The following is a 12,974-nucleotide window of genomic DNA, read 5'->3' as shown; positions in this document are numbered from 1 at the left end:
GGGGCGCCGGGCCGGACACGCGGCCGGGAGCGGTGCGGGCCGGGGCGGTGCGGGGACCTCCTGGGCCCGGGCACCCGTGCTCCCGGCGGGGGACGCGGGCGCCCCGGCCGGACCCGGCGGTCCGCACGGGCCCAGGACGCGCGGCGCCGGTCGGACCGCGCCGGCGGCCGCCCGCTTCGCCTCCATTTCACGCCTTCTCTTCCGGTCGGACATCCGCGCGGGTGATGATGTGCGGGCCCCCGTTGCCCAGCGACCCCCGGAGCAGATGTGTCCCCCACCCGACCCGGACGCCTGATCGCGTCCACGTCCGCCGCGGCCGCGGTCCTCCTCGGCGTCGGCCTCGCGGCGGCGCCGCCCGCCCTCGCCGACGACGCCGCGCCCGTGATCAGCGAGGTGTACGGCGGAGGCGGCAACAGCGGAGCCCTGCTGCGCCACGACTTCGTCGAGCTCGGGAACCCGGCCGGAGGACCCGCCGATCTCGACGGCTGGAGCGTCCAGTACCTCCCCGCCGCCCCGGGGCCGTCCACACGGGTGCAGGTCACGGCCCTGGCCGGGGAGATCCCGGCGGGAGGCCACCACCTCGTCCGCCAGGCGGCGGGCGCCGGGGGCAGCGTCGAGCTCCCCGCCCCCGACACCGCCGGCAGCACCAACATGTCCGCGACCGCGGGCACGGTCCTGCTCGTCTCCGGCACCGAGCCGGTCTCCTGCCGGACCGCGGCGGCGTGCGCGCAGGACGGCTCCGTGGTGGACGTGGTCGGCTACGGCAACGCCGTCGTCCACGCCGGATCGCCCGTCACGGGGCTCTCCAACACCGCGTCCGCCTCACGCGACGCCGCGTTCACCGACACGGGCGACAACGCCGCCGACCTCACCGCCGGGGACCCCACGCCCACCAACGCGGCGGGTGAGACGGCGGGCGACGGCGGCGGGCCGGAGGAGCCCGTCGAGCCCGGCGACCTGCGCGTCCACGACGTGCAGGGCACCACCCGCACCTCCCCGTACGCCGGCCGCCAGGTCACCGGCCTGCCCGGGGTGGTGACGGCGGTCAACGCCTTCGGCGGCGCGCGCGGATTCTGGTTCCAGGACACCGAGGGCGACGGCGACCCCCGCACGAGCGAGGCCCTCTTCGTCTTCACCGGCTCCACCACGCCCGCCGTCGCCCCCGGCGACGAGGTCCTGGTCGCCGGGCGGGTCGGCGAGTACCGGCCCGCGGCCGGCCACCAGACCACCACCCAGCTCGACGGGGCCCGCTGGACCGTCCTGTCCACCGGCAACGCGCTCCCCGGCTCCGTCCTGCTGGACGCCGACGCCCTCCCCGAGGCGTACGCGCCCGACCACGGCGGCGACGTCTCCGGCCTGGAGCTGGAGCCCGACAAGTACGCGCTGGACTTCTGGGCCGCGCACGAGCACATGACGGTCCGCGTCGAGGACGCCCCCGTGGTGGGCGCCACGGACGGCTACCACGCCCTGTGGGTGACCACCGATCCCGGCCAGAACCCCACCGTCAACGGCGGGACCGCCTACGGCTCCTACGACCAACCCAACTCCGGGCGGGTCAAGGTCGAGTCCCTGCTCGACCGCGCCGAGCACCCCTTCCCCGAGGCGAACGTCGGCGACACCCTCGCCGGGGTCACCGAGGGCCCCCTCCACCACAGCCGGTTCGGCGGCTACCTGATCCGCGCCACCACCCTGGGGGAGCACGTCCCGGGCGGCCTGGAGCGCACCCCGGTCCGCGACACCGAGCGGTACGAGGTCAGCATCGCCACCTACAACGTCGAGAACCTCGGCGGCCGTGACGACCAGGCCAGGTTCGACGCGCTCGCGGCCGGGATCGTCGACCACCTGGACACGCCCGACATCATCGGGCTGGAGGAGATCCAGGACGACAGCGGCCCCGTGGACGACGGCACCGTCGACGCGGGCGTCACCCTCGACCGGCTCGTGGAGGCCGTCGCCGCGCACGGCGGCCCCGCCTACGAGTGGCGGCAGATCAGCCCCGAGGACAAGCAGGACGGCGGACAGCCGGGCGGCAACATCCGCAACGCCTTCCTGTTCGACCCCGAGCGGGTCGAGTTCGTGGACCGCGAGGGCGGCGACGCCACCACCGCCGTCGAGGTCGTGGAGGGCGCGCGGGGCGCCGAGCTGTCGGTGTCCCCGGGCCGCATCAGCCCGCTGGACGAGGCGTGGGACTCCAGCCGCAAGCCGCTGGTCGGCCACTTCCGCGCCCTCAACCGGGACGTCTACGTGGTCACCAACCACTTCAACTCCAAGGGCGGGGACGAGCCGCTCCACGGCGTCAACCAGCCGCCGAACCGCACCAGCGAGGCCCAGCGCCACGCCCAGGCCGAGCTGGTCGGGGCGTTCGCCGACGAACTGCTCGCGGCGGACCCGCAGGCCAACCTGGTCGTCATGGGCGACCTGAACGACTTCCAGTTCTCGCGGACCCTGGAGATCCTCACCGGGGAGGATCGCCTGTACAACCCCATGGCGGACCTGCCCGAGGGGGAGCGCTACAACTACGTGTTCGACGGCAACTCCCAGGCCCTGGACCACATCCTGGTCAACCGGGCCCTGGCGGGACGCGTCGACTACGCGGTCGCGCGGCTCAACTCCGAGTTCCACGACCAGGTCAGCGACCACGACCCGCAGGTGCTGTGGCTGGACACCCGCCGGAGCACCCCGCCGGGACGCGGCTGACCCGCGCGGACCGGAGGGGGCGGGCGCCCGGCCGCGCCCGCCCCCTCGGCGCGCCCGCGGCCCGCCGTACCGGGCCCGGGAGCGGCCGGTCACGGCAGGTGCCCGGGTGGCGCGTGTCACCGGCGGCCGACCCGGCCGCCCCCTATCCTGGGGAGCGTCCGCGAGAGGGCGGGCGCTCCTCAGCCAGGGAAGCGAGAGATGAACGTACTGCTCACCGGGGGGGCCGGGTACATCGGCTCGCACACCGCGGTCGAACTGCTCCAGGCCGGACACGACGTCGTCGTGGTCGACTCCCTCGTCAACAGCAGCGAGGAGGCCGTCCGCCGCGTCGAGCGCATCACCGGGCGGACCGTCGCCTTCCACCGGGCGGACTGCACCGACCCCGCAGCGCTGCGCCGGATCTTCGACGTCCACGACGTCGACGCCGTCATCCACCTGGCCGGGCTCAAGGCGGTGGGCGAGTCCGTCGCCCAGCCGCTGCGCTACTACCGCAACAACCTCGACGCGCTCCTGAACCTCGCCGAGGCGATGGACGAGCACGACGTCCGGAACCTGGTGTTCAGCTCGTCGGCGACGGTCTACGGCGACCCCGAGCACCTGCCCCTCACCGAGGACAGCACCCTCTCGGTGACCAACCCCTACGGCGCCACCAAGCTGTTCATCGAGCGCGTCCTGGAGGACCTGGCCGCCGCCGACCCCCGCTGGCACATCGTCTCCCTGCGCTACTTCAACCCGATCGGCGCCCACCCCAGCGGGCTCATCGGCGAGGACCCTCTGGGCGTCCCCAACAACCTGTTCCCGTACATCGCGCAGGTCGCGGCCGGACGCCGGGAGCGGCTCACCGTGTTCGGCGACGACTACGACACCCCCGACGGCACGGGCGTCCGGGACTACCTGCACGTGGTCGACCTCGCCCAGGGCCACCTGGCCGCCGTCGACCACCTCGGCGACACCGCGGGCTGCCGCGTCTACAACCTGGGCACCGGCCGCGGCACCTCGGTCATGGAGGGCCTGCGCGCGTTCGAGCGGGCCACCGGCGCACCCGTCCCGTACGAGGTGGCCGACCGGCGCCCCGGCGACGTCGCCGTGTGCTACTCCGACCCCTCCGCCGCCGCCCGCGACCTGGGCTGGAAGGCGGCCCTCACCGTCGACGACGCCTGCCGGGACGCGTGGAACTGGCAGTCGGCCAACCCCGGCGGCTTCGGGGGCGCCGGGAGCTGAGCCCCACCGCACACCCCGGAGTACCGGTTGAGCACGGGGAACGCCCTAGACTGGACGCCTATCCCTGTACTTCCTGCGGAAGGTCCTCCGTCGTGTCCGTTGGTGCTGAGAGCACGTTCGACACCGTTCTCGTCGTGGACTTCGGCGCGCAGTACGCGCAGCTGATCGCACGACGCGTCCGCGAATGCCATGTGCACAGCGAGATCGTGCCCTCGACCATGCCCGTCGAGGACATGCTCGCCAAGAAACCCAAGGCCATCATCCTCTCCGGCGGCCCGTCCTCGGTCTACGCCGAGGGCGCCCCCGTCGTCGGCGCCGAGCTGTTCGAGACCGGGGTCCCGACCTTCGGCATCTGCTACGGCTTCCAGGCGATGACCCGGGCCCTGGGCGGAACCGTCGACCGGACCGACCTGAGCGAGTTCGGCCGCACCGAGCTGACGGCCGTCACCGACTCCCTGCTGTTCGCGGGCGCCCCCGCCGACCTGTCGGTGTGGATGTCGCATGGCGACTCCGTGGTGCGGGCCCCCGAGGGCTTCGCCACGACCGCCAGCACCGCCGGCGCCCCGGTCGCCGCGTTCGAGGACACCGACCGCCGCCTGTTCGGCGTGCAGTTCCACCCCGAGGTCATGCACACCGAGCACGGCCAGGAGGTGCTGCGCCGGTTCCTGTACGAGGGCGCCGGGTGCCGGCCCACCTGGACGATGGTGAACATCGTCGAGGAGCAGCTGGAGCGCATCCGCGAGCAGATCGGCGACAAGAGCGTCATCTGCGCGCTGAGCGGCGGCGTCGACTCCGCCGTGGCCGGAGCCCTCGTGCAGCGCGCCGTCGGCGACCAGCTGACCTGCGTGTTCGTCGACCACGGCCTGCTCCGCAAGGGTGAGGCCGAGCAGGTCGAGAAGGACTTCGTCGCGATCACCGGGGCCAAGCTCAAGGTCGTGGACGCCGAGGAGCGGTTCCTGTCGGCGCTGGCCGGGGTCACCGACCCCGAGGAGAAGCGCAAGATCATCGGCCGCGAGTTCATCCGCGTCTTCGAGCAGGCGGCCCGCGAGGTCGTCGCCGAGGGCGGGGAGGGCGGCGCCGAGGTCGAGTTCCTCGTGCAGGGCACCCTGTACCCCGACGTGGTCGAGTCCGGCGGCGGCACCGGGACCGCCAACATCAAGTCGCACCACAACGTGGGCGGCCTGCCCGACGACCTGCAGTTCACCCTGGTCGAGCCCCTCCGGGAGCTGTTCAAGGACGAGGTGCGCAAGGTCGGCGAGGAGCTGGGCCTGCCCGCCGAGATGGTGTGGCGCCAGCCGTTCCCCGGGCCGGGCCTGGGCATCCGCATCATCGGCGAGGTGACCCGCGACCGCCTGGAGATCCTGCGCGAGGCCGACGCCATCGCCCGCGAGGAGCTGTCCCGCGCCGGCCTGGACCGCGAGATCTGGCAGTGCCCGGTCGTGCTGCTCGCCGACGTCCGGTCGGTGGGCGTGCAGGGCGACGGCCGCACCTACGGCCACCCGGTCGTGCTGCGCCCGGTCAGCAGCGAGGACGCCATGACCGCGGACTGGTCGCGCGTGCCCTACGACGTGCTGGCGAAGATCTCCAACCGGATCACCAACGAGGTCCGGGAGATCAACCGGGTGACGCTGGACGTGACCAGCAAGCCCCCGGGCACCATCGAGTGGGAGTAGGGGAGCGCCCCTCCCCGGAGCACGGACGGGCCCGGCACACCGCGTGTGTGCCGGGCCCTGTCCTTGTCCTCCGTCGCGCTCCGGCCCGGGGCCGCGGGGCCCGGCAGCGCTTCCGGACGGGGCGGGGCCGCGCACCCTCCCGGCCCACCGCCCCCGGCCGTGTTCCGCGGGTCGTGCCGGGCCCGCGGTGATCGGCGCGGGCGCCGGGCCGACCGCGGGCCTCCAGGGACCACGCCCTAGTAGGTCACCATGTCCCGGATCTCGATGGAGGTCGGCGCGCCGCCGGGGGTGTTGTTGAGCAGGAGCCTGACCGGGCTCTCGTCCTCGGTGAGGATGAACACCAGCTCGCCCGCGGCCGGGGTGCCCGGGGCGAGGCCGCCGGTGTCCCACAGCGAACTCACCTGTTCGTCCCTGGACGGGGTCGCCGCGACGACCTCGGACTCCGACTCGGTGACCAGGTACTGCGACTTGCTGTCGAAGACGAAGCGCTCGCCCTCGAGGAGGTTGGTGACCTGCAGGTCCACGACGCAGTACTCGCCCCTGCGGAGCGCGGATCGGCCCTCCAGCGTCTCCATCCCGCAGTTGACGGAGTTGACCCGGTACTCGACCGTGCCGTCGGCGGAGACCCCGCCGGATCCGTCCGAGGGGACGGAGTCGTCGGCGCCGTCGTCCGGTGCGGGCTCCGGGGCCTCCTCCTGCTCCGAGCCGGCCCCCGCGGGAGGGGCGTCGTCACCGCCGGAGAACGGCGGGTCGTCCCGGTTCATCACCAGGATCGTCAGGACGGCCATGAGCACCAGGAGCACCGAGGCGCCCACCGCCACCGCGACGACCAGTCCGCGGCGCCGGTTCGGCGCGGCCGGCCGGTGCGGGGGAGGGGGGACCGGGGGCACGTACGGCTGCGGCCCCGGGCGGTTCGCCTGCTGGTCGGCGGGGGGCACCATCGGGATGGGCCCGGTCGAGGCCGGGTGCTGGGCCGGGGGCGGACCCGCCTGCCGGGGCTGCTGCGCCTGGCCGCCCGGCGGTGGGCCGGGCTGGTGGCCGGTCGCGGGGTAGCCCGGGGGCGGCCCCGCGGGAGGCTGCGGGTGCTGGAAGTTGCCCGTCTGGTGCGCGGGCATGGGCGGGCCCGCCTGGTACTGGCCGGGCGCCGGGTGCCGCATGCCCGTCACGGTCTGGTGTCCGGGCCCGCCCTGCTGGGGGCGCATCCCCGGGGGAGGGCCGGGCGGCATCGGCGGCAGGTTGGGCCGCCACGACTGGTGCAGCGCGTGCGACACCATGTCGTTGGGGTTGGTGCTGTCCTCCCCGCCCGCCAGCTCCAGCAGGAGGTCCTGGGCGGTGGGCCGGCGGTTCGGCTCCTTGGCCAGGGCACGCGTCACGAGGCGGTCGAGAGGGCTGTCCAGGTTGCCGATCTGGGGTTCGGCGAACAGCACCCGCTTGCCCAGCGTCATGGCGTCGCCGTTGCCGAAGGGGTGCGTGCCGTTGCCGGCGAACGCCACCAGGCACCCCCAGGCGAAGATGTCCGCCGAGGTGGTGACCTGCTCCTCCAACAGCTGCTCGGGCGCCATCCACCCGGGGCTGCCCATGACGATGCCGGTCTGGGTGTGGTTCGTGGCGGTGTTCATCGCGCGCGCGATGCCGAAGTCGATCACCCGGGGGCCCGACAGCGACAGCAGCACGTTCGCGGGCTTGAGGTCGCGGTGGACCAGCCCGGTGCGGTGGATGGCCGCGAGCGCGGCGGCCACGCCCAGGGCGAAGCCGTGCAGGGTGGAGGAGTCCAGCGGACCGTTCTCGGCTATGTGCTCGGCCAGGGCGGTGCCGGCGATGTACTCGGTGACCATGTAGGGACGGTTCTCGAACGTCCCGTGGTCGAGCACCTTGGCGGTGCAGAAGGAGGCGACCTTGCGGGCGTTCTCCATCTCATCGCGAAAACGCGCCCGGGTCGCCTCGTCGAAGGCGAGTTCCGGACGGATGACCTTGATGGCTACCTGGTTGTTCCGGTCCGACATACTGCCCAGGTAGACGGTGCCCATGCCACCGCTGCCCAGCTTGCCGGACAGCACGTAGGGACCGATGGTGGCCGGATCCCCGGCGGCCAGCGGTTCCAGGTTCTTCGGGAGCCCATCCGACGGCAAGCGACCCTCCCCGACGGTGTCCAAACCCCGCCTTGCCCCAAGGTAGCGGTGTTTGTGCCCTGATTCCCACTCAGCGGCCTGATTGGGCCGTTCTGGGGGCAGGCGGTGACTGACATGACAGTGGTGACGATCCCCGGATCGTGATCCTGGTTCCCGATTCCTTCCGCCGATGGCGTTAGCGCCGGTCGGAGGGGGTGAACACACCGGCGCCCCTGGCGGGGTACGTGTTCACGCAAGGTGGGGGTTCCTTTACGATTGGGGACTCGTGACCGTTAATACCACCGTAACCGTGCGGGTCCCCGCGAAGGTGAACCTCCAGTTGGCGGTGGGGCCCGGACGCGAGGACGGGTTCCACGACCTCGTCAACGTGTTCCACGCCGTCTCACTGTTCGATGAGGTTACCGTCAAGGAGGCCCGGTCGCGTCGGCCGAGTCCCCCGGGCGGGGGCGGCTCCGTCGTCGCGGAACTGACCGCCGGCGGCGGCCTGGGGTCCCACCTTTCCCGCGTTCCCCTCGACGCGAGCAACCTGGCCGCCCGCGCGGCGGTCCTGGTGGCCGAGCGCACGGGGAAGGGCTTCCCCGTCACCGTCCACCTGGACAAGAACATCCCGGTGGCGGGGGGCATGGCCGGCGGGAGCGCGGACGCGGCCGCCGCCCTGGTCGCCTGCGACCGGCTCTGGGGCGCCGGCCTGCCACGGGAGGCCCTCCTCGACTGCGCCGCCGAGCTCGGCAGCGACGTCCCCTTCGCCCTGGTGGGCTCGACGGCCGTCGGGACGGGGCGGGGCGAGGTCCTCTCGCCGATGGCCAGCCCCGGCCGTTTCCGCTGGGTCTTCGCCCTGTCGCCGCACGGCCTGTCCACGGCGCGGGTCTTCCGCGAGTACGACCGGATCCGTCCGGACGCCCCCCCGCCGAGCCTCGACCCGGCCCTGGCCGGCGCGCTCGCGCTGGGGGACCCCGCGGCCGTCGGAGCGGCGCTCACCAACGACCTCCAGGAGGCCGCCCTGTCCCTCCTGCCGGAGCTGGAGCGCACCCTCGGGACCGGGCGGGGCGCCGGGGCCCTGGGGGCCCTGGTGTCGGGCTCGGGGCCCACCTGTGCGTTCCTGGTGGGCGGGGGGCCGGAGGACGCCGCCGTCGTGGCCGAGCGCGAGGCCTCGGTGGTCGCGGCCCTGGAGGGGAGCGGGCTGTGCGAGCAGGTGGTGACGGCCCACGGGGACGTGCCGGGCGCCGTTGTGCTGTGACCTAAATCACTGTCGTTTCTTCCGTTCTGTGGGGGTTTCGCCCAGTTGACCTGAACCACGGTTGAGGTCGAACACTGGTGTGCATGACGACCGCAACCGCCTTGTCGCGCTACGCCGACCTGCCAGCCCTCATCGGCCTCATGGAGGGTGACGAGAAGCACATGGGCGCCGCCCACTCCACCCTGGACGTGGTGTGGGTCCTCTACGACCGCGTCCTGGCCGTCACCCCCGCGACGGCCGAGGACCCCGCCAGGGACCGCTTCCTGCTGTCCAAGGGCCACGGGCCCGCGGCGTTCTACGCGGTGCTGGCCGCCAAGGGGTTCGTGGACGTGGCCGCCCTGCGCGGCTGGACGGCCTTCGACTCCCCGCTGGGCCACCACCCGGACCGGGTCCTCGTGCCCGGGGTGGAGATCGGCAGCGGCTCCCTCGGCCACGGCCTGCCCCTCGGACTGGGCAGCGCCCTCGGCCTGCGCGCCCAGGGCGTCCGCCGCCCCGACGGCGCCGCCCCCCGCGTGGTGGTGCTCCTCGGGGACGGGGAACTCGACGAGGGCAGCAACCACGAGGCGATCGTCGTCGCCGGGCGGCTCGGCGTCGACAACCTCACCGCGGTCGTCGTGGACAACGCCTCCAGCACCCACGGCTGGCCCGGCGGCGTCGCCGCACGGTTCGCGGGGGAGGGGTGGGCGGCGCGCGAGGTCGCCGGGCGCGACCACGACGCCCTCCACGAGGCCCTCACCCGGCCCCACACAGGACGGCCGCTGGCCGTCGTCGCCCGCGTCCGGACCAGGTAGGGGACAGGCCATGCGAGAAACCTTCGCCGCCACCGTCAGCGAGGCCATGGACCGCGACCCGCGCGTCGCGGTGGTCCTCGCCGCCATCTCGGCGGGCATGTTCCGCTCCGCCGCGGCCCGCCACCCCGGGCGGGTGGTCGACGTCGGCATCCGGGAGCAGGCCATGATCGGGGTGGCCGGCGGGCTCGCCCTGACCGGGATGCGCCCGATCGTGCACAGCTACGCCCCGTTCCTGGTCGAGCGGCCGTTCGAGCAGGTCAAACTGGACTTCGCCCACCAGGACGTGGGCGCCGTCCTGGTCAGCATCGGCGGCTCCTACGACGCCTCCGAGGAGGGGCGCACCCACCAGGCGCCCGGCGACGTCGCCCTGCTCGACACCCTCCCGGGGTGGACCGTGCACGTGCCGGGCCACCCGGACGAGGCCCGCGCCGCCCTGGAGTCCGCCATCCCCGGCGACGACCGCGTGTACGTGAGGCTGTCGGAGACCTCGAACCGCGCGCCCCGGCCCGTGGACGGGCGGCTGTCCGCGGTGCGCACGGGGTCGCCCCGCTCCGCGGGCGTGGTGGTCGCCGTCGGACCGATGCTGGACCGCGTGCTGGAGGCCACCGCCGACCTCGACGTGACGGTCGCCCACACCTCCACCGTGCGCCCGTTCGACCGCGCGGGGCTCAGCGCCCTGGTCGGGGCGGCGGGCAACGCCGACGTGCTCGTGGTGGAGCCCTACCTCGCCGGGACCTCCGCGCACGAGGTCGCGGCGGCCCTCGTGGACCGGCGCCACCGGCAGCTCGGGCTGGGGGTGGCCCGCGACCGGGAACTGCGCGCCTACGGCGCCCCCGCGCAGCACGCGCGGGCGCACGGCCTGGACGCGGAGGGCATCGCCGAGGCCGCCAGGGGGTTCTTCCTGGTGTAGGCCGGGGCCGGGGAACCCGGCGGCGCGGAACGCGCCCGGGGCCTTGCGTGGTGCGGCCCCGGGCGCGTCCCGTGCGGGGACACGCGCCGTCCGGGCCGCATCCCCGCGTGAGGCGCCGGGCGACTGCGGCGTCGTGCTCGGTCACCGCGACCCGGGCCGCGCCCCCGCGGGGGGCACACACCCGCCGCCCGTGCCCGGGCTCGCCGCGCCCCCGCGGGGGGACGAGAGCCCGGACCGCGGCCCCGCCGTCGGGACAGGGATCCCGCGCCCCGGGGCGGGGCGGCCAGGGCACTGGGTCGGACCCGGGACAATGGAAGGTGATGACGAATCTGGTCAACCTTCAGGACGTGTCCCTGGCCTACGGGCCGCTCGTACTCCTCGACAAGGTGTCGCTCGGCGTCGACGAGGGCGAACGCATCGGTGTGGTCGGCCGCAACGGCGGCGGCAAGTCCACGCTGATCTCCGTGCTCTCCGGCATCACCGAGCCCGACTCCGGGCGGGTCGTGCACAACCGCGGGCTGCGCATCGGCTTCCTGCACCAGCGCGACACCTTCCCCGACACCACCGTCGGCGGGTTCGTGCTGGGCGACCGCGCCGAGCACGAGTGGGCGGGCGACTCCCGCATCCGCGACGTCCTTCGGGGCCTCCTCGGCGGCTGGGACCTGGACACGCCCATGTCCGGGCTCTCCGGCGGCGAGCGCCGCCGCTCGGGACTGGCGCGGCTGCTCATCGGCGACCACGACCTCATCGTCCTGGACGAGCCCACCAACCACCTCGACATCGAGGGCATCGCCTGGCTCGCCGAGCACCTGCGCGGCCGCCCGGAGGCGCTCGTGGTCGTCACGCACGACCGCTGGTTCCTGGACGCCGTCACCACCCGCACCTGGGAGGTCGGGCGCGGCGCCGTCGAGCGCTACGAGGGGGGCTACGCCGCCTACGTCCTGGCCAAGGCCGAACGGGACCGCCAGGCCGCGGCCTCCGAGGAGCGGCGCCAGAACCTCATGCGCAAGGAGCTGGCCTGGCTGCGCCGCGGCGCCCCGGCCCGGACCTCCAAGCCCAAGTTCCGCATCGAGGCGGCCAACCAGCTCATCGCCGACGAGCCGCCGCTCCGCGACACCGTCGAGCTGGTGCGGTTCGCGAGCTCCCGGCTCGGCAAGACCGTCATCGACCTCAAGAACGTGTCGGTGGCCGTCCCCGACCGGACCCTCCTGGACCACCTCACCTGGCAGCTGGGCCCCGGCGACCGGGTCGGCCTGGTGGGGGTCAACGGCGCGGGCAAGTCCACCCTCCTCAAGATCCTCGCCGAGGAGCGCGAGCCCGACTCCGGCAGCGTGCGCACCGGCCGCACCGTCAGGCTCGCCCACCTGTCGCAGAACGTCGTCGAACTCGACCCCGAGGCGCGCCCGCTCCAGGCCGTCATGGAGATCCGCGAGCACATCACCATCGGCAAGCGCGACTACACGGCGAGCCAGATGCTGGAGCGCTTCGGCTTCCGGGGCGACCGGCAGTGGACGCCGATCGGCGACCTGTCCGGCGGCGAGCGCCGCCGCCTCCAGCTCCTGCGCCTGCTCATGGACGAGCCCAACGTGCTGCTGCTGGACGAGCCCACCAACGACCTGGACATCGAGACCCTCACCGAGCTGGAGGACCTCCTCGACGGCTGGCCGGGCTCCCTCGTGCTGGTCAGCCACGACCGGTACTTCCTGGAGCGCATCACCGACCGGGTGCTCGCGCTCATGGGGGACGGCAGCCTCGCCTTCCTGCCCGGCGGGGTCGACGAGTACCTGGAGCGCCGCGCGGTGACCGCGGGGGAGGCCACGGTGCCGCTCGGCGCGTCCGAGACCGCTGCGGCCGGGGCCGCCCCCGAGCAGCCCGCGGTGTCCGCGACGGAGCGGCGCGCGGCCCAGAAGGAGCTCCAGCGCGTCGAGCGGCGCATGGACCGCATCACCAGGCGCGAGGCGGAGCTGCACGAGCTGATGGCCGCCGCCGCGAACGACTACGCCCGGCTCGCCGAACTGGACGCCGAGGCCAAGGCCCTGGCGACCGAGCGCGGCGAGCTGGAGGAGGTCTGGCTGGAGCAGGCGGAGATCGTCGGCGACTGACCGCCGGGCGCGCTCCTCCCCCCGGCCGGGGCCCCGCGAGGGGGCCCGGCCGTGTCCGCGCGGGCCCCGCGCCCCTCCCCGGGCGCTCCCGCGCGAACGTCCCCGCCGAGGGCCGCGCACTCCCGCGACCGGCCCGGCCCCGCAGGGGCCCCGCGAGGGGCTCCCCGCCTCCGCCGGGCGGCTCGGGGCGCCGTCGAGTAGCCTCCGGGAACAT

8 protein-coding genes are annotated in these 12,974 nt (G+C 74.3%); 7 read left to right on the top strand and 1 reads right to left on the bottom strand.

All coding sequences use genetic code 11. The features are described from left to right. Positions 1 to 267: 267 nt before the first annotated feature. From ACFQBR_RS19130 to guaA, 3 genes are all read left to right on the top strand, one after another. Entirely contained in the window at positions 268 to 2,697 is a 2,430-nt protein-coding gene (locus tag ACFQBR_RS19130) for an endonuclease/exonuclease/phosphatase family protein (protein ID WP_344178934.1), read from the top strand. A 198-nt stretch (positions 2,698 to 2,895) separates the two neighbouring features. Next, positions 2,896 to 3,918 (top strand): UDP-glucose 4-epimerase GalE, encoded by a 1,023-nt coding sequence (galE, locus tag ACFQBR_RS19125; protein ID WP_267948105.1) that lies wholly within the window; start codon positions 2,896 to 2,898, stop codon positions 3,916 to 3,918. A 92-nt stretch (positions 3,919 to 4,010) separates the two neighbouring features. Then, positions 4,011 to 5,591, top strand: coding sequence for a glutamine-hydrolyzing GMP synthase (guaA, locus tag ACFQBR_RS19120; RefSeq protein WP_267948106.1), 1,581 nt, complete (start codon positions 4,011 to 4,013; stop codon positions 5,589 to 5,591). Between the two features lie 236 nt (positions 5,592 to 5,827). Here guaA and ACFQBR_RS19115 read toward each other — a convergent pair whose 3' ends face one another. Next, positions 5,828 to 7,720: a serine/threonine-protein kinase gene (locus ACFQBR_RS19115; RefSeq protein WP_344178932.1), complete on the bottom strand. Its 1,893-nt coding sequence runs from the start codon at positions 7,718 to 7,720 to the stop codon at positions 5,828 to 5,830. Positions 7,721 to 7,985: 265 nt separating this feature from the next. Here ACFQBR_RS19115 and ACFQBR_RS19110 point away from each other — a divergent pair, with 265 nt between their 5' ends. The 4 genes from ACFQBR_RS19110 to ACFQBR_RS19095 all read left to right on the top strand — a co-directional run bounded on the left by ACFQBR_RS19110 (position 7,986) and on the right by ACFQBR_RS19095 (position 12,760). Beyond that, positions 7,986 to 8,957 carry a 4-(cytidine 5'-diphospho)-2-C-methyl-D-erythritol kinase gene (locus ACFQBR_RS19110; protein ID WP_344178930.1) on the top strand — a complete coding sequence of 324 codons (972 nt, stop codon included), beginning with the start codon at positions 7,986 to 7,988 and terminating at the stop codon, positions 8,955 to 8,957. Positions 8,958 to 9,040: 83 nt separating this feature from the next. Next, positions 9,041 to 9,748, top strand: coding sequence for a transketolase (locus tag ACFQBR_RS19105; protein WP_344178928.1), 708 nt, complete (start codon positions 9,041 to 9,043; stop codon positions 9,746 to 9,748). Positions 9,749 to 9,758: 10 nt separating this feature from the next. Beyond that, positions 9,759 to 10,658 carry a transketolase family protein gene (locus ACFQBR_RS19100; protein ID WP_344178926.1) on the top strand — a complete coding sequence of 300 codons (900 nt, stop codon included), beginning with the start codon at positions 9,759 to 9,761 and terminating at the stop codon, positions 10,656 to 10,658. Positions 10,659 to 10,978: 320 nt separating this feature from the next. Then, positions 10,979 to 12,760, top strand: coding sequence for an ABC-F family ATP-binding cassette domain-containing protein (locus ACFQBR_RS19095; protein ID WP_344178925.1), 1,782 nt, complete (start codon positions 10,979 to 10,981; stop codon positions 12,758 to 12,760). Positions 12,761 to 12,974: the final 214 nt, after the last annotated feature.

It is taken from the genome of Nocardiopsis tropica (assembly GCF_042660575.1).
Classification (GTDB): Bacteria; Actinomycetota; Actinomycetes; order Streptosporangiales; family Streptosporangiaceae; genus Nocardiopsis; species Nocardiopsis tropica.
Note: the sequence above shows the minus strand (reverse complement) of the source record. Positions and strands in the feature narration are given on the sequence as shown.